Source organism: Lacipirellula limnantheis (assembly GCF_007746075.1).
Lineage (GTDB): Bacteria > Planctomycetota > Planctomycetia > Pirellulales > Lacipirellulaceae > Lacipirellula > Lacipirellula limnantheis.
The window spans coordinates 5,131,104-5,147,861 of sequence record NZ_CP036339.1 but is presented as its reverse complement, the minus strand read 5'-3'; the positions used below and the strand labels follow the sequence as shown (position 1 = coordinate 5,147,861).

Here is a 16,758-nt window from a genome sequence, read left to right as displayed (position 1 = left end):
CGGTATTGGCTTCGATAAGCGCGCTCGCTTGTCAGTTGGCGTGCCGTGCGCATGAGAGCACAACTCTCTGCTTGATGATCGAACTTGGCATGAGCGCCCGGTGGTTACGCGGCGGCATTCATCGATGCGGAGCCTACGGCCACTGGCCGCAGGGGTGGGCGCGATGGACTGCGATGGCCGAGGCGCTTGCCAGACCAGCGCCCCGCCGATGTCGCACCTAGATTGATCGAACTGGAATGCTTAATGCGCGAGGGCTTGCGCGTCGCACCGCCGATGCAAGGCTTTCGTCGCACGAACTTCTATCCCGCGACTGCAGCGCATTAGTCGCTGCAGCTGGCTCGCTCTGCGTGACCAGCGCTTCTCTGCCGCCGCTGAAACTCGCTGCGATTGCGCGCTTCATTTGGAAGGATAGACGGAACGCATGGCTCCCACTCTCTCAATGGAACTGGCCGCGCCGCCGATATTGGCGGACGTCACCGAAACGGTATTGGTCGTCGCTGTCGTCATTGCCGTGATGCTCGGCTTCGCCGTCGTTAAGTTCCTCGACTATTTGCGCAAGCGCGACGCCGACAAGGAAGCCGCGCAGATCATCGAGCGAGCAGAAATCGAGGCGGCTACGCGGCGAAAAGAAGCTGCGGTCGAAGCCCGCGAAATGGCGCTGCAAGAGAAGGGGAAGCTGGAGAAGGAAAACGAGGAAATCCGCCGGCAGCTTCATGATCGCGAGCGCAAGCTCGACAAGGCCGAGGACGCCATTCAGTCGCGTGCCGATCAGCTCCAAAAGCAGGAGAAGATGGTCGAAAGCAACCAACGACGTCTGGCAGAAAAGGTCGAGGACGCGACGCGGCGTCAAAAAGAGCTTGACGACCTGCTCGACCTCGAGCGGCAGACCATGCACCAACTGAGCGGCTTAAGCCGCGAGGAGGCCGAGTCGCGCTTGCTGGGACGGCTGGAGAAAGAACTCGTCCGCGAACAAGGCGCGATGATCATGCGGTATGAGCGCGAGGCGGTGGAGAAGACGCAGGCGAAAGCAAAGGAAATGCTGATCACTGCGGTGCAACGCTTCGCGGCCGCGCATACCGCGGAGTCGACGACCAGCACCGTCGACATTCCAAACGACGAGATGAAGGGCCGCATCATCGGTCGCGAAGGTCGCAATATTCGCGCGTTGGAGAAGGCGACCGGTGTCGACGTCATTATCGACGACACGCCGGGGGTCGTCATCGTCAGCGCATTCGACCCCGTCCGCCGGGAGATTGCGCGAATCGCACTGAATAAATTGATCGCTGACGGCCGCATACATCCGACGCGGATCGAGGAATTGGTCGCCGAGACGGAAAAGGAAATCGAGGGCGAGATTCGCCGTCATGGCGAGGAGGCGATGCAAGAGGCGCAGGTGTTCGGCGTTCATCCGAAGGTGGTCGAACTGCTCGGCAGATTGCGCTATCGAACTAGCTACAGTCAAAATGTGCTGCGCCACTCGATTGAGGTCTCTTTTATCACCGGCATGCTTGCCGAAGAGATGGGACTCGACGGCGAATTAGCCCGCCGCGCCGGTCTGCTGCACGACATTGGGAAGGCGGCGGATCATGACTTGGAGGGAGGCCATCCCAAGATTGGGGCTGACCTGCTGAAGCGGTTCGGGGAAGGCCCAGAGGTGGTCCACGCCGCCTTGGGGCATCACGACGACATCCGCCCCGACATGCCTTACACCGTGCTGTGCGCGGCGGCCGATGCCTGTAGCGCCTCGCGACCTGGGGCGCGGCGCGAAACGCTGGATCGCTACATCAAGCGGATGCAAGAGTTGGAGTCAATCGCTACGAGCTTTACTGGAGTTCAGCAAGCCTTTGCGATTCAAGCTGGCCGCGAAGTACGCGTGATTGCCAGTGCTCGCGACACGACGGACGAGTCGGCGGCGAAAGTCTGCCGCGACATCGCTCGTGCGTTCGAGGAACAGCTCACCTATCCCGGCGAAATTAAGGTAACATTGATTCGCGAGACGCGGATCATCGAGACGGCCCGTTAACTGAAGCGAATCCGAACGACGGTTTTAAACTGGGCCTGCCATGCGACTGCTCTTTATTGGCGACATCGTCGGCCGACCAGGTCGCGACATTGTCCGGCAGTCGGTGCCTGGGCTGGTCGTCGAACGCACACTGGATCTGGTCATTGCCAACGCGGAGAATGCCGCGGGCGGGTCAGGGCTGACGCCGGAGATCTACCGCGAATTGGTCGCCGCCGGCGTCGATGCCATCACGCTCGGCGATCACATCTATCGCCGGCGTGAGATTTTTCCGATCCTGCAGCGCGAGCCCAACATCGTTCGCCCAGCAAACCTCCCAAACGAGGCGATTGGAAGAGCATGGGCGACCGTCAAGGCGCGCAACGGCACGCTCGTTGGCGTTGTGAGTCTCATGGGGCAGCTCTACATGAAGCCCATCGACAGCCCGTTCACGGCGGCCGATCGGGTGCTGTCGGAAATGCCCTCCGACGTGAAGGTCCGGTTCATCGACTTCCACGCAGAAGCAACGGGCGAAGCGCAGCTACTCGGTCGATATCTCGATGGGCGCGCGTCAGCGGTGCTGGGGACGCACACCCATGTGCCGACGGCTGACGAGACGGTCTTCCCCGGCGGCACGGCGTTTCAATGCGACGTCGGCATGACCGGCCCTTATGACAGCGTCATTGGGCGCCGTATCGATCGCGTGCTTGAGACTCGATTGACGGCGAACCCGACCGCATTCGACGTCGCGACCGGAGACGTGCGGATCTCTGGCGCCTTAGTGACGATTGACGACGAAACGGGCCGCGCGACGCATATCGAGCGAGTTTGCGTGCGCGAATGCGACGTTCCCAGGCTCGAGGCCTTGGGGAAGAGAAGCTAGCACGCCACGCTGCCGAGTTAATTTATGGACAAACATGAACGGACGCTTCCCGGCGGCAGCCTGATCAACCTTGTGGCGCGCAGCGGCAGTCGCTACCCTTCGCGTCGTTTGTAGCGGGCGTTCCGCCTGCGGTGGTGATGGAGTGGCCATTCAACGGCGTTTTTCCGGGGTCAACCAACTTGGCTTGGCCGGAATTGCCGTTGTTGGCGGGACGCTGCTGCTCTTGGCAACGCGGCTCTCCCCAGATCCTCGCGGATTCGGAACGCACGAACAGCTAGGACTTGCGCCGTGCGCCTTTTCCACCTGGACTGGCTGGCAATGTCCGAGTTGCGGCATGACGACGGCGTGGGCGTATGCGGTGCGCGGCGACGTGCCGGCAGCGCTCCGGGCGAACGCCGGCGGAACGTTGCTGTGCGGTTTCGTCGCCGGAGGGGCCATATGGGCCCTGGCGTCGTCGCTCGCGGGACGATGGGTATTGATACGACCGTCGCCGCACTGGCTGCTATGGATTGGCAGCGGGTGGTTGGCGATCACGATACTAGACTGGGTGCGAAAACTCGTCGCTGGATGAATCAGTTCGCTTACGAAGGAAAGAAGCATGGACCGTGCTTTCCGACTAATTTCCAGCTGGGCCGTGCTGGGCTGCATTGGCTTGGGATGCGTCGCCTCGACCGGGTGCATTTCGATGTTGATGGCCACTGGCATTTACATGTGGAACGGCGGCAACACCGTCCCTGCGGAATGCACCGCGCTGGAGAAGGAACGCGTCGTCGTCCTCTGCCGTCCGCCAGCGTCGCATGAGTTCCGCAACGCCGGCGCCGCGCGGGCCATTGGCGCCCAGGTGAGCGAGTTGTTAGAGCAAAACGTCAAGGGGATTGAAGTCGTCGCGCCGAAAGAGGTCGACAACTGGGTCGACGAGCAAGATTGGGAGAATTTTAAAGACCTCGGCAAGGTCGTGAAGGCGACGCGCATCGTGTATGTGGAACTTGACGATTTCGATCTGTACAAGGGGAAGACTCTGTACCAGGGTCGAGCGGAAGTTTCGATCTCGGTCTACGACATGAAGGACGGGGATCGCTTGGTCTTCAAGAAGCGTCTGGGACAGGTGCTGTTCCCGCGGAACAGCGGTATTCCCGCCTCCGACAAGCCGGTGCAAGCCTTCGAACGGCAATTTGTCGAAATCATTGCCACGCAGATTGCCGAATACTTCTACAAGCATACGGCCAATGCGGATTACGCACTGGACTCGGTCGCAAACCACTAGGGGCACGGTTTGACGGGGCGATGTCGGACGGCGGGTCGCGGCGCCCGACTTAGTTCCCGCTACAGCGGAGGCGGATCGCGGCGCGGCGGGCCTTGTGGAGGCTTCGGCTCAGGGCGTGGCGGGCGCGGGTCGTTGCCCCGATCAATAGGGGGCAAGTTGGTGCGGGCCTCAGCCCATTCCCACCCCAGCGGCGTGGCAAGCTCGCGTTTGGCGAGCGCGGCCCACGGAGTGTCGGGATGTTCCTCGACGACTCGCTTGAGATACGATTTCGCCTTGGCGCCCAACTTTTCCAAGGTCGTGTTCGCGTAGGAATCGGTTGAACGCATCACCCAGGTGTTGTTCTTTTCGTCTTTGAATGGCTTGCCCTGCTTGGCCTCGGCCAGCATCACGTTGTATCCGTCCGTGCGCGTTTTCACGGCAAGCGCTCTTCCGATCGCCAGGTCATAGCCGGCGCGCCAGCGGGGCTCCTCGAGTTTTTCCCGGTCTGGCTCGCCCGTCAGCAGCACCTGACAGATGGCGTCAATCTTGGGCTGGAGGATGGCGGCCGATCGCTGTGCGAGCGAGAGCAGCTGGGCAAGCTCGGCTTCGTCTCGTTTGGGGAACCGCAGCTGGACGTTTTCCATTGGCGACGTCCAAGACATTTCCGCGGCTTGCACGAGCGCCTGCCGCGCGCGATTGGACTGCAGCAACCGTGCATATTCCTGAACGGGCATGTAGTCTGGCTGGTAACGTCGCATCGCGTCCGGCTCGAAAAACATCGAAATGTGAGCCGACAAATTGTTCGTCTCGTCGCCGCTGATGCGGCGTCCCACGGCCCGATTGGGATGCGACGCGAAGTAGAGGCCCCCGGTCTCGTAGCAGAGCCTGGTAAGCGCAAATGGTCCGAATCCTGAATCGAGGAGCTCTTCTTCCTCTCCCTGTTGCGCGAACCGGAGCTTCAACAACTCGGGCATCAACGACTCCGGCCCAAGCGAGACGGGCACCCATTGGGGACGCTGATCAAACCGAGGATCGGGATCGATGTATTTGACGTACGCGGTCTGTCGACCGAACGGCGCTGGTCGACCGACGACGTACACGGGCATGGCATACTTCCGGCAGGTCCGTACCGTGTCATCGACGAGCGGAATGTCATCGCCCGCCTCATCGGTGAAGACGACGATCATCACATGTCGTTTGCCGTTCTTTGCGGAGCGATAGGCGCGGAACTTTTCAGCTACCATGCCAACGGCTTGAAAGACGTTCTCACGTCCCGACTTGTCATCGCCAATCGACGCCACCGCAGCTTCGATTTCCTCGATGCGATCCGTCGGTTCGGGCGTCAGCATCGTGGGCTGCGAGCCAAATCCGACGACTGCCGTTAGCAGCGGCTTGTCCTGGAGAAGACGAAAGGCTGGATTGTCGGCCGCATCGATGACGCCGAGTTCCTCATAGATGCGGTGGAATCGCTTGATGACTTTGGCGCGCTCCTCCTTGAGACTGCCCGATTGATCAAACAACCAGACCACCATGGTTGGCCGCTGCTCGAGCGAAGTGAGAATCTCGTGAGTCAGGCGATCAATGGCGCCTTCAGCGCCGGTCGACCCGACGCTGCCCGCGCCTTGCACCGGCATCGAGGTTGAGAATTCAGGCCCTTGGAGGACTTCGGTCTCCAGTTGCACGGCCACGCGGTCAGCGGTGTCAGCTAGGAGTTCAGCATGGTCGGCAATCAACGACTGCTCGTTGAAGTCGGGGGCGGCCGCGAGCGCGCCGTCCTGCCCGCCAACGCCCATCGCACCGATCTCGGAACTGGCGGCGTCGCTAGAGACAAATTCCTCGGTCAGTCGTTCCGGCTCGATCGTCTCCAGCGACTCAAGCGCGAGCTCATACGTCGCTTGAGTTGCTGGAATGGCGAACGACGCCGCCGCCAGCGCCGCCAATGCCGCGAGATGGACGACCAGGCTCATCACCCACGCCGCGGATTCCCCGTCGATCAACGGCGCGGCCTCAAGGGCGTCTTGATCGTCGCCGCCCGATTCGCTCGCATCGGTAGAGAGAATGCTTGCCATCGGCTAGCTCAAAGGGAAAAGACGCACCCCACTACATTCTCGCCCATGCACGAAGCTTCGGCAAGAAAAGATGGGTTTGGGCGACAGGTTTCACCGTCAACCGACAGTTTCCCGAGTGCGTGAAATGGGCGAGCCGGCGCGTTATGATGGCAGGATTGAGTTTCTTGCGTTCCAGCCCTTTTTAACTGGGCCTTCTACGCGCTAGATCGTTCTAATTGTCGGACAAGCTATGAAATCGCCCGTGCGCCGCAACCTCCGGACGGCAGTTCTCCTTCTCCTGGCGATGGGAGCCAGCCGCTCGGCGGTCGCCCAACAGACTCGGGCCAAGGCGCCACCGCCGGTGGATGTGACGCTCACGACCAAGGACGGCGTTCAACTTCGAGCCACCTACTATGCGAGCACGGCCGGGCCCCAAGCGGTTCCCGTGGTGATGCTCCACGACTTCAACGAAACGCGCGCTGTGTTCGATCCGCTGGCTCGGTCGCTGCAGAATCCGCCCACTCCCGAAAACCCGTCCGTGCCGCAAATCGCTTCGCGCGCTGTGCTGGCGGTCGACCTTCGCGGTCACGGCGGCAGCAAATCAGTTCAAGCCGGCAACGCAGCGCCCATCGAACTCGAAGCCAATCGCCTGCAGCAAGCTGATTTTCTGGCCATGGTCGATCTCGACATGGAGGCCGTCCGTAGCTTTCTCGTCGAGCAGAATGATGCCGGAAATCTCAATTTGAATTCACTGGGGCTCGTCGGCAGCGGAATGGGGGCGAACGTCGCCATCCTGTGGGCGGCCAAGGACTGGTCGGCTCCGCCGCTGCCTGTGCGCAAGCAGGGGCAGGATGTGAAGGCGCTGGTCCTCCTTTCTCCTCGCTGGAATTTCAAGGGTCTGATGTTGCGGGAACCGCTGCGATTTCCGCCCATCCAGCGTCAGTTGTCGGTGCTCTTGGCTTACGGGGCTGAAGATAAGGCGGTGGCCGACGATTGCAAGGCTATCGAGAAGATCCTCAGTAAGCATCACCCGGAACCTCCAGCGGACCGAGTTGAGCAAATGAAAGATTTCTACGTATTCGCTCCCGAGACGAACCTACAGGGCACCAAACTGCTCACGAGCGATGCGTTCGGCATTGGCCTGCAGATATTTAACTTTCTGGAAACTCGTTTGGGACGCCAAGCGTTCCCCTACTCGGTCCGGAAGTATCCGTGACGGGCGCGGTTCAGAGGGCGACGTCTCTAGCGGCGGGTTCGGCGCTGACGGGGAGCTTGAGCTCTACCCCGATCGGCAAGATGTGCGGATTCACGAGCACCGCGCGATTAAGGTCAAACAGCTCGAGTGCACGTCCTTCATCGCCAAGGTACCGCAAGGCAAGTCGCTCCAACGAATCGCCTTCCTGAACGATGTAGCGCCGTTCAGGGGGCGCCGCGGAAGCCTCTTCGGCGTGTTCAACGCCCGGCAGCAGCGGTTGACCTAAGCCCTGCACTGGTTTTGCCGCGGTCACGTCTCGCGGCGCCGCGCTAGCTTCGAACTGCTCGTGTTGAGCTGACGATGTCCCCAGCCCAATGGCCGTTGCTGAAAGAGCAGCTGGCTGATAGGCGGGAACGACGACGGCCGCAGGAGCAGGGGCCGAGCCGAACGGCGAGTTAGTCGGAGATATCGGCAGGACGTCAACGGGCACGCTCTCGCCGCGGCGCCAGGGCCATGCCAAGCCCAGACCGACGGCCAAAACCGCAGCGGCGGCGATTAGTTTTGGTTTGCGCGGAACCACAGCCGAAATGCCGAAGCAGGTGAAGAACGCCAGGCGTGACAGACCTAGGTGCGGCCTGTGCAACTCGCCTTCATCTCCATCGGCCGAAAAGCGATGCGCCAATTAGCGATCGACGCTTCGGACGCAAAACCGCAACGATCGTCAATCACGAATACGTTGAGCCGGCTCTGAACCGCGCCCGGGATCCGCAATCTGAATTGCCGTTACAAGTGGATTCTTTCGCGGCGCTCTCGTTGGTCAGGCCGCCTTCGATGTGACGGTTTCCGCTCCGCCTTCAAATCGCTCTGCTAACCAGAGCAACACCGGATTCGCGATGTAAATCGTGCTGTAGCAACCGGCAATAAACCCGACCAACAAGGCAAACGCGAAGGCGTGGATGCCGGCGCCGCCAAAGATGTAGAGGACGATGACGCTAGTCAGCGTCGTAAACGAAGTGAGAATTGTCCGAGCCAACGTCTGGTTGACCGCGAGATTGATAATCTCTTTCGTTAGCCGCGGGCTCTTGCCTTTGACTTCGCGGATCCGGTCGAAAATGACGATCGTATCATTCAGCGAGTAGCCAATGATGGTCAGGAACGCGGCCACCAGCGTCAGATTGATCTGGAACTTATCGATCAGCAATGCCGAGGAGAGCGATCCGGCGCCATTGACGAAGTACGACGAGAGCGCGACGAACCCGAGCGTTACTAGCACGTCGTGAATCAACGCGGCGACGGCCGCGATGCCGTAAATGACGCCGTGGAAACGGAACCAGACGTACGCGATGATGCCGATCAGGCAGAGGATCATTGCGGCAATTGCCGAAGTTGCCATCTGGCCCGCGACGCGACCGCCGATCTTGCTGGAGAGCGGAAACACCGGCAGCGTATTGGTCTCTTGAGCGAGTTGCTCGAAAATTGCCTGCGCCTCAGCTGGCGGTAACGCGATGGAAACTTGCCATTCTTCCATCGGGCGATTACTTCCTTCGCGATAGTCTTCGTTGGTCACCGCAAACATCACGTCCGCTTTGCCCGCCTTCGCGAGTGCATCGCTGATCATTTGTTCAAGCGTATCGTGGGTGACGCCCGATACATCGCCATCCTTATCGGCCGCAAACTTCAGGGTTGCCGACGCGCCGCCCTCGAACGGATCGACAACGGGCGCACTTGACGCCGCAGCGTCGGTCGCAGCGGGCGCTGCGGCCTTTGCGTCGTCGGCCTTACCGTCGGCTGACTCAGCGGTCGACGCCGGCGCCGCTTCCGCTGGTTGGGCGGTATCCTCGGCGACTGCGGGCGGTTCAGCCGGCGGCGATCCCGCTTCGGCCGGGGCGGGATCAGCCGTTACCGATTCTTTCTCCGCGGGCGGCACGGATTCGCCATCCGTCACGGCAGGCTGCAGGAGCGTCACATAGGAGAGCGGAGATGCGATCCCCAATCCCAGAAATGTGGAAGGCGACTTGGTCCAAGGAAGGGCCGAGGTCTGTTCGCCTGGCGTAAACGCCTTCACTTCCTCGATGTCGACTTGGTATTTCTTGAGCTTGTCGCCGAAGGCCTCTTTGAGAATGTTCTCCACGCTGACGACGTCGTCATTAATCGTGGTGACCGTGTAACGAGTGTTGTCGTCGCCGACCTCGACCAACGATAGATTCGCTGAGCCGAGCGGCGTCTTTTCCAGCGTTTCGTACACTTCGGCGTACGGCGTCTTCTTGTCGTCATCGAAGACGATCGTCACCGAACTGCCGCCCGTGAAGTCGATATCGAACAGGTCCTGTCCGCGTGAGAAAACGGCAACCAGCCCGATGGCAATGACGACCAGCGATGCCGCAATGCTCGCAAAACGCCAGCCGACGAAATCGATGTGGGTTTCGCCGATGAACTCCCGCATGCTCATGTTCTTCAGCCAGCCGCGACGCTCGGCGACGTCGAACAAAATGCGCGTCAAAAAGACCGCCGTGAAGACGCTCATCAAAATGCCGAGAACAAGCGTCACGCCGAAGCCTTTCACGCTGTCGGGCGCGATCTTGTAAATGACGACGCCGGTAATCAAATTCGTTACGTTCGAGTCGATAATCGTCTGGCTCGCACGATTGAAGCCGTTGCGAATGGCCATCCGTAAGGCGGCGCCCTTCTTCAACTCGTCGCGGATACGCTCGTAGATCAGCACGTTCGCGTCGACGGACATGCCTACTGTCAGCACGAGGCCGGCCAGTCCGGGAAGAGTAAACGCCGCTTTAATCAACACCATAGAGCCCAGGATCAGCAGCATATTGGCTGCCAGCCCGAGCCACGAAATGAGGCCTGCCTTCTTGTAATAAACCACCATGAACAGGGCCACCAGCGCGAGCGAGATGATCAGAGCTTGCTTGCCCTTTTCAATAGTGAGCTGGCCGAGCGTCGGGCTAATCTGAGCCCGGCTAATCGGCACCTTATTCAAGGCGGCGGGCAGACTGCCCGCGTTCAGGATGCCCACCAGGAAGTCGACCTCCGCCTGATCGTCCAGGCCCTCGATGATGCCGCGATCAGAAATGACGGCATTGAGATTCGGCGCCGAGAGGAGGCGATTGTCGAGCAAGATGCCGAGGTTGTATTTGGCTCCCGACGGCGCCGGCTGATGGGCGCGGGTGAGTCGTTCGAAGCGGAACGCACCCTGGCTATTGAAGATGAACGTGACGGCAGGGCGACCGGTCTGATCAACGTCGGGCGACGCCGAGCGTAGGTACTCGCCGGTGACGTTCAGCCCGTCGTTAGTCAGCACCAGCGCTTGCGGAACCTTCGACGTGGTCCGCACGACCAGCGTGCCGGCTGCCTGCTCGGCGCTACCGAACTGCTTTTCGTCGAATTCCACCCAGCGCGCCACTTCCTTCCCGTCGATCCGGATAATGTTCTGATTCGCGGGAAGAGCTTCTGCCAGCTCGATGATCGCGCGGTGCTGATCGAACTGGCGGGATGCCGTGATCCGGAACTCCAACACGCCGGCTGTGTAGATACGGCGCTCGATGGCTTCAAGTTCTGCCTTTTCGGCCTTCGGAATGATGATTTCGATCTGATCGTCGCCGAACTTCTTGATCGAGACTTCCTTCGTTCCAGCGGGATCGACTCGCTCAATCAGGGCTTTAATCAGGGCAGCCATCGTGTCGCTGCGATTGAGCGAGGCGAACCCCTCTTTTTCGGCCGCCGGATCTTTTTCATCTTCAGCAACTTCTTCGGCGCCTTCCTCCTCGAGTTCCGCATCCTCGGCCGCCATCTCCTTTTCATTTAGGGGCGGCGCCTCGACAGGCGCTGCTTGCTCTGATCCTTCGCGTTTTTCAATCTCGTAGATCAGCGTGATGCCGCCGCTCAAATCAGGGCCAAGCTTGATTTCGCCGAGGGCAACCACCACGGCAGCGGCCGCTAACGTGCCGATCGCGACGGCAAACTTCCAACCATAGTCGGGCATTTTCAGCGACTTGGCCAAAATGTTCCCGATGACGATCGGCACGACGAACAGGGCAATGACAATGAGGACATTGCGAACCGCAGTCGGATTAAGTCCCTGGTCTTCGCCGCCTGCCGCGGAGGTTGTGGTCGCCGCGGCAGGGGCTTGTGCAGGCGCGGGCGCCGTAGGAGTTTGGGCCCAACTGGGGGCAGCGAAGTAGGCGGACGCCAGAACGACCGTCAGGGCCAAAGCTCCGCGGAGTTTCTGGAAGGACGGTGAGGCGTGGCGGACCGGTGACTGGAATTCCATGGCCTAGAACCTGTCTATATTTCTCTTACTCAGTTCGACGATCGCCTTGCCGGGCGACCATGCCGGGCGGGCGACGCATGCGTTGAGTTCGTCGTTGAGTTCGTAAATGAGTTGGATTGTTGATGTTTGCGATGTCCGCAGACGTGGCAGCTAGGCCGACTTCTCTTCGTCGGTCAGGATGCGGGCAATAGCTGAAGCGCCGACGCGAATTTTCGTGCCGGTTGACTCGTCGATCCGCACCGTGACGATCGCGCCATCGGCATTGCGTTGAACATTGGTCACGATGCCGTGGATCCCCCCGATCGTCACCACGCGGTCCGTTTCCTTCAGGCTTTCGACCAGGCTCTTGAACTGCTGATCCTTCGCCTTTTGCGGGCGGAGGATCAGGAAGTAGAACATGACCATGATCAGCGTGAGCGGGACGAGAAAGCTGTTGAACGGCGAACTAGGCGCTTGTTCGGCCGCAGCGCCGTCGGCCGCACCTTTCGGCGCTTCCGCCGTCTCGGCTTGCGCAAGGAGGAGGCCCCACGACGTAAATTCCATGACAGTCACTCGATTCGCCGCACGCGGTTCATATCGCCAGAGGGATCGGAGGCAGGCGCGGCGTTCCGACGGAGCGGAAGCCTAGACACCAAGATGACTTGCGCCGTAGAAGACCGCCGCCGACGGATTGGTCGCGATCGCCGCGAAGCGCTTAACGACCATGCTGGCCAGCCTGCAAGCGAGCCATCATAAGTCTTGGCGGCGCAACGAACAAGGGCGTCAACTAGGCTCATTCCACCCCCTCATCCGCTCGGCGCGGAACTCGGCAAACGAGCCGGCGGCGATCGCCTCCCGAGCTCGCGCCATTAGCCGTTGGTAGTAGGTGAGGTTGTGGATTGAGGCGAGGATCGGCCCCAGCATCTCCCCTGATTGGAACAGGTGGCGAAGGTACCCGCGGCTGTGCTCGCAGGCGGGGCAAGGGCAGCCGGCTTCGATCGGCTGGCGGTCGCGCTCGTGGGAGGCGTTGCGGAGGCGCACCGGACCGGCATCGGTGAAGACCAGGGCATTGCGACCGTTACGGGTCGGCATGACGCAGTCGAACATGTCGATGCCGCGGGCGACCCCCTCGATCAGGTCTTGTGGCCGGCCGACGCCCATGAGGTACCGCGGCCGATCGGCCGGGAGTTCGGGCACGACGACGTCTAGTGCCGCATACATCTCAGCCGGCGGCTCGCCGACGCTCAGGCCGCCGACGGCATATCCCTGGAATTCCATGGCCACCAGTTCGTGGGCGCAGCGGCGGCGAAGCCCCGGATCGAGCCCCCCTTGAACGATCGCGAGCAGCATCTGATCGCTGCGGCGGGACGCTCTCTGGCAACGCTCGGCCCAACGCACGCTCCGCCATGTCGCCTCCTCGACGACCGAAGACTCGTTCGGGAGGGCGACGACTTGGTCGAACGCCATGATGAAGTCGCTGCCCAGCGCTTCCTGGATGGCAATCGAACGTTCGGGCGAGAGCTGGATCTTCGAGCCGTCGATGTGAGAACGAAATTCGACGCCTTCTTCGCTCACCTTCATTCGATCGGCGAGGCTGAAGACCTGGAAACCGCCGCTGTCGGTGAGAATCGGGCCCTGCCAGCCCGTGAAGGCATGGAGGTCGCCGAGCGCCGCCACCGTTTCTTCGCCCGGGCGCAGGGCGAGGTGGTAGGTATTCGCCAGGATGATTTGCGCGCCAGTCTCGCGGACGCGGCGGATATCGACCCCTTTCACCGTCCCGAGGGTGCCGACTGGCATGAAGGTCGGCAGCTCGACGATCCCGCGCGGCGTGTGGAGCCGTCCGAGCCGCGCCGCCGTGCGGGCGTCGGCATGGAGGAGTTCGTAGCGAAATGGCGAGTTGTTGGTCATGAAATACATTAGCCCCCGGTCAATGACCGGGGGCTAAGCGTTGAAATTCAGATTTCAGGCCGCGGGGCGAGATCAGTCGCCGCGCAGTTTCAGGCCGTTGGCGGTGAGCTTTTCCCGGACCTCGTTCAGGCTCGTGACGCCGAAGTTCTTGCACTCCAGCAGGTCGTCGCCCGTCCGGCGGAGCAACTCGCCAATGGTCGTGAGACCGAGGCGGACCATGCACTTGCGCGCCCGCACCGAGAGATTCAGGTCGGCGATCGGGCGGTCGAGGAGGGCACGCTCGTCTTCGCTCATGGCGTTCGACTCGAAGACCGGCTCTTCCTGCCACTTCGTGGAAGCGAACTGGCCAAGTTCCAAGCCCTTCGAGGAGAGCATCTCGCGAATCTCGACGAGCGACGTTTCGCCGAAGTTCTTGCTCGAGAGCAACTCCTGCTCGGTCGTTTCCGTGAGATCGCCGAGCGTCATGATGCCCATCTTCTGCAGGCAATTGCGGCTACGAACCGACAGTTCGAAGTCGGTGACCGGCACGCTGAGGATTTGCGACAGTCGGTCCTGGCGGCGCCGGGCTTCCTCGTCGTAGTACATATCGCGGGAAGCGTCGGCGTCCTTGAAGTACAGCCGAGCCCGTTCGTGGCCCGGAAAGACGTCGAGAATGCGCAGATAGCATTGCTTGGCCCGCTCGAAGTGCTCGATGTCTTCATAGAGCAGGCCAAGATTGATCAGCGTGCCGACATTGGTCGGGAACTGCTTGGCGGCTCGCTCGTAGAGTTGGCGGGCGTAATCGTCGTTGCCGTGGCGGTCATTCTCCAGGGCGAGGCTGAATAGGACGCCGGGGTGGGTTGAGTCGGCGTCGATCGCCCGTTCTAGCAAGGCAATGACCTCGCTGCGGTTTCCACCCAAGGCGGCGACCGTGGCGGCGCGTTGATAAAGGTATTCGGCTGTTTGCTCCACGGCCCCGGAGAGGCCGTCCAAGACCTTGAGGGCGCCGGCGGCGTCGCCGCTATAGCGCATCGCGTCGGCCTTGGCGAGCGTGACCTCGTCCTTGTTGTAGCCGGCGCGCTCGGCTGATTCGTAACCCTTGAGAGCTTCTGCGTAGCGGTCGAGAGCGAGATAGGACTTACCCAAGTAGAAATGGGTCAGGGCGCCGCCGTCGGCGTTTGTCAACGTTTGCACGGCGTCGCCGTAGCGGCCGATCAAATATTGGCAGACACCCAGGCGGGCCGAGGCTGCTGGGGTCCGGGCAGTTTGCTGCGCCAACTCGTTGGTCGCGTCCCGCAGGGTGCGGAAATTGTTATAGTCGCTCGAAATGGCGTGCGCGATCTGCTTGATCTCGTTTGGCCCGAACGTGCTATTGGAAATGACGGTTTGACGCAGGTCGAATTCCGCAACTGGCGACATTTCGAAATCTCACTCCGTGAATCAGGACCGGTAGCCTGACGATAATCGGCGAAATGCCGAGGGCTCAGCCCGATGAACCCCGGCCTAGGAGGAAGAGCCAGCGGTCGGAGTCGAACCGACAACCCCCGCATTACGAATGCGGTGCTCTGCCAATTGAAGCTACGCTGGCGTGGCGAGAGCCGGAAAGACGAACGACAGTCGCCGTGCCGCCAACCCAGCCAAGCTACGCATTGTTGCGTGGCGAGGGGGAAAGCGTCAAGGCGGCGCCGTCTGAGGCTGAAATGCAGGCCGGGGCAACGCGCCGCGGCACATGCCGATGGGACAGAAGTCGACAATCGAGGCACGGGAACTGAGCATTTTCTTGGGCATTTTGCGTTCGAGGCTCGCCGAGCAGAGCGGTTGAGACGTTCCAAATGCTGCGAACGCCCCTTGTAGCCGATGAGATAGATGTAGTAAGTCGTTTACTGTTAGTTGTTTACGTCGATTTCAACGATCGGCAATGGTGATCCGTGACTACCCCTTGCGAGGCACCGCGGGCCAAAGCCCCCGTCGTGCCGCTCCGAGCTAGGTCCCGCTCGGAGAGCCATCAGCGCGGCCGAGCCCCGCTGCCAGTCGTCCTGATGCGATTTTCAAGTTCAAGATCGCGCGCCGGTATCGGGAGGCCACTCCATTCGTTCTGTTTCCGCTGTCTGTCTAATCGACGCAGGGGCATTCCGACCCGCTCGGTCCGGTCGTTGACCGGGCGTCATGCCAATTCGATAATCGCTATTTGCCGGGCTATCGGCCGACTAAAGATCCCTCCGAGCGAGCCAATCGCGCGTGCCGATCATTCGCCATCTTGAGCAACTGCCCGCCGGCGCCCGCGGCGGGGCGATGGCCATTGGCAACTTTGACGGGGTCCACTTGGGGCACCGGCGGATCGTCGATCAGCTGCTTCAACGGGCCCGAGAATTAGACGGCCCGGCGGTCGTCTTCACCTTCGATCCCCATCCCGTGCGGCTGTTGCGGCCGCAAGAATCGCCGCCGCCGCTGACCTGGACCGAGCGCAAGGCGAAGCTGCTGAAGGATTTGGGGGTCGATTGCATCGTGGCCTACCCGACTGATCGGCGGCTGCTGCAACTCTCCGCCCAGCAGTTTTTCGATCGGATCGTTGTGGAGGCCATCGGGGCGAGGGCGATGGTTGAGGGGCCGAACTTCTACTTCGGGCACAATCGTGAGGGGACCATCGACCGGCTGGTGGAGATGACCCGCAGGGCGGGAATGACGCTCGATATCGTCCGGCCGGTGGAGCTTGAAGGACAGCTAGTTTCGAGCTCGCTCATCCGACGGCTGATTGGGAACGGAGACGTGGCGAAGGCGGCCACGATGTTGACCGCACCCTATCGGATCCGTGGGATGGTGACCCACGGGGCAGGGCGCGGGGCGACGATTGGCTTCCCGACAGCAAATTTAGAGGCAATTGATACGCTGCTGCCGGCGATTGGGGTTTATGCGGGAAGGGTTCCACTGCGCGGCGAGGCGGTGGCCGCCGCGATTAACATCGGGCCCAATCCAACGTTTGGCGAGCACGCGGTGAAGGTCGAGGTTCATCTGATCGACCGTGAGGAGTCGCTGTACGGCGAACCGCTGGAGGTCGAGTTTCTAAGTAAACTGAGAGAAGTGTGGGCGTTTGGTTCGAAGGATGAGTTAGTGGCGCAGTTGCGCGAGGACGTGGGGCGGGCTCGGGAAATTGCTGGGAAGGGTTTTTAACCACGAAAATGACGAAAAGTACGAAAAGAAGAGATTGAACCACTAAGGCACAAAGGGCACACAGAAATTTCAGA

Annotated in this window: 12 protein-coding genes and 1 tRNA gene; 6 read left to right on the top strand and 7 right to left on the bottom strand. The window is 61.1% G+C overall.

Annotation, left to right across the window (positions count from 1 at the left end; translation table 11 throughout):
- Positions 1-421: 421 nt before the first annotated feature.
- The 4 genes from rny (at position 422) to I41_RS19990 (ending at position 4,146) form a co-directional block, all read left to right on the top strand.
- Positions 422-2,023 (top strand): ribonuclease Y, encoded by a 1,602-nt coding sequence (gene rny, locus I41_RS20005; protein WP_246133707.1) that lies wholly within the window; start codon positions 422-424, stop codon positions 2,021-2,023.
- A 40-nt stretch (positions 2,024-2,063) separates the two neighbouring features.
- Positions 2,064-2,882 carry a TIGR00282 family metallophosphoesterase gene (locus I41_RS20000; protein ID WP_145434693.1) on the top strand — a complete coding sequence of 273 codons (819 nt, stop codon included), beginning with the start codon at positions 2,064-2,066 and terminating at the stop codon, positions 2,880-2,882.
- Positions 2,883-3,024: 142 nt separating this feature from the next.
- Entirely contained in the window at positions 3,025-3,453 is a 429-nt protein-coding gene (locus I41_RS19995; RefSeq protein WP_210421010.1) for a DUF2752 domain-containing protein, read from the top strand.
- A gap of 27 nt (positions 3,454-3,480) precedes the next feature.
- The gene (locus tag I41_RS19990) at positions 3,481-4,146 is read left to right on the top strand and encodes a hypothetical protein (protein WP_145434692.1); all 666 of its coding nucleotides are present in this window, start codon (positions 3,481-3,483) and stop codon (positions 4,144-4,146) included.
- A gap of 59 nt (positions 4,147-4,205) precedes the next feature.
- On the opposite strand, the gene I41_RS19985 is transcribed toward I41_RS19990, so the two are convergent.
- Positions 4,206-6,194, bottom strand: coding sequence for a vWA domain-containing protein (locus I41_RS19985; protein ID WP_145434691.1), 1,989 nt, complete (start codon positions 6,192-6,194; stop codon positions 4,206-4,208).
- 229 nt (positions 6,195-6,423) lie between these two features.
- Here I41_RS19985 and I41_RS19980 point away from each other — a divergent pair, with 229 nt between their 5' ends.
- Positions 6,424-7,389 carry an alpha/beta hydrolase gene (locus I41_RS19980; RefSeq protein WP_145434690.1) on the top strand — a complete coding sequence of 322 codons (966 nt, stop codon included), beginning with the start codon at positions 6,424-6,426 and terminating at the stop codon, positions 7,387-7,389.
- Positions 7,390-7,399: 10 nt separating this feature from the next.
- Here I41_RS19980 and I41_RS19975 read toward each other — a convergent pair whose 3' ends face one another.
- The 6 genes from I41_RS19975 to I41_RS19950 all read right to left on the bottom strand — a co-directional run bounded on the left by I41_RS19975 (position 7,400) and on the right by I41_RS19950 (position 15,104).
- Positions 7,400-8,050: a LysM peptidoglycan-binding domain-containing protein gene (locus I41_RS19975; protein WP_145434689.1), complete on the bottom strand. Its 651-nt coding sequence runs from the start codon at positions 8,048-8,050 to the stop codon at positions 7,400-7,402.
- 135 nt (positions 8,051-8,185) lie between these two features.
- Positions 8,186-11,650, bottom strand: coding sequence for a protein translocase subunit SecD (secD, locus tag I41_RS19970; RefSeq protein WP_145434688.1), 3,465 nt, complete (start codon positions 11,648-11,650; stop codon positions 8,186-8,188).
- A 150-nt stretch (positions 11,651-11,800) separates the two neighbouring features.
- On the bottom strand, positions 11,801-12,193 hold the full coding sequence (gene yajC / locus I41_RS19965) for a preprotein translocase subunit YajC (RefSeq protein WP_145434687.1): 393 nt from the start codon (positions 12,191-12,193) through the stop codon (positions 11,801-11,803).
- A gap of 219 nt (positions 12,194-12,412) precedes the next feature.
- Positions 12,413-13,537 (bottom strand): tRNA guanosine(34) transglycosylase Tgt, encoded by a 1,125-nt coding sequence (tgt, locus tag I41_RS19960; protein ID WP_145434686.1) that lies wholly within the window; start codon positions 13,535-13,537, stop codon positions 12,413-12,415.
- Positions 13,538-13,609: 72 nt separating this feature from the next.
- Positions 13,610-14,935: a DNA-directed RNA polymerase subunit alpha C-terminal domain-containing protein gene (locus tag I41_RS19955; protein ID WP_145434685.1), complete on the bottom strand. Its 1,326-nt coding sequence runs from the start codon at positions 14,933-14,935 to the stop codon at positions 13,610-13,612.
- A 95-nt stretch (positions 14,936-15,030) separates the two neighbouring features.
- Positions 15,031-15,104, bottom strand: a tRNA-Thr gene (locus I41_RS19950).
- A gap of 650 nt (positions 15,105-15,754) precedes the next feature.
- On the opposite strand from I41_RS19950, the gene I41_RS19945 reads away from it, so the two are divergent.
- Positions 15,755-16,684 carry a bifunctional riboflavin kinase/FAD synthetase gene (locus I41_RS19945; protein ID WP_246133706.1) on the top strand — a complete coding sequence of 310 codons (930 nt, stop codon included), beginning with the start codon at positions 15,755-15,757 and terminating at the stop codon, positions 16,682-16,684.
- Positions 16,685-16,758 lie beyond the last annotated feature (74 nt).

Coding starts and splice junctions, on each gene's coding strand:
- tgt (WP_145434686.1), bottom strand. CDS start 13,537: ATGACCAACAACTCGCCATTTCGCTACGAACTCCTCCATGCCGACGCC.
- I41_RS19955 (WP_145434685.1), bottom strand. CDS start 14,935: ATGTCGCCAGTTGCGGAATTCGACCTGCGTCAAACCGTCATTTCCAAT.
- secD (WP_145434688.1), bottom strand. CDS start 11,650: ATGGAATTCCAGTCACCGGTCCGCCACGCCTCACCGTCCTTCCAGAAA.
- I41_RS19990 (WP_145434692.1), top strand. CDS start 3,481: ATGGACCGTGCTTTCCGACTAATTTCCAGCTGGGCCGTGCTGGGCTGC.
- I41_RS19980 (WP_145434690.1), top strand. CDS start 6,424: ATGAAATCGCCCGTGCGCCGCAACCTCCGGACGGCAGTTCTCCTTCTC.
- yajC (WP_145434687.1), bottom strand. CDS start 12,193: ATGGAATTTACGTCGTGGGGCCTCCTCCTTGCGCAAGCCGAGACGGCG.
- I41_RS19985 (WP_145434691.1), bottom strand. CDS start 6,194: ATGGCAAGCATTCTCTCTACCGATGCGAGCGAATCGGGCGGCGACGAT.
- I41_RS20000 (WP_145434693.1), top strand. CDS start 2,064: ATGCGACTGCTCTTTATTGGCGACATCGTCGGCCGACCAGGTCGCGAC.
- rny (WP_246133707.1), top strand. CDS start 422: ATGGCTCCCACTCTCTCAATGGAACTGGCCGCGCCGCCGATATTGGCG.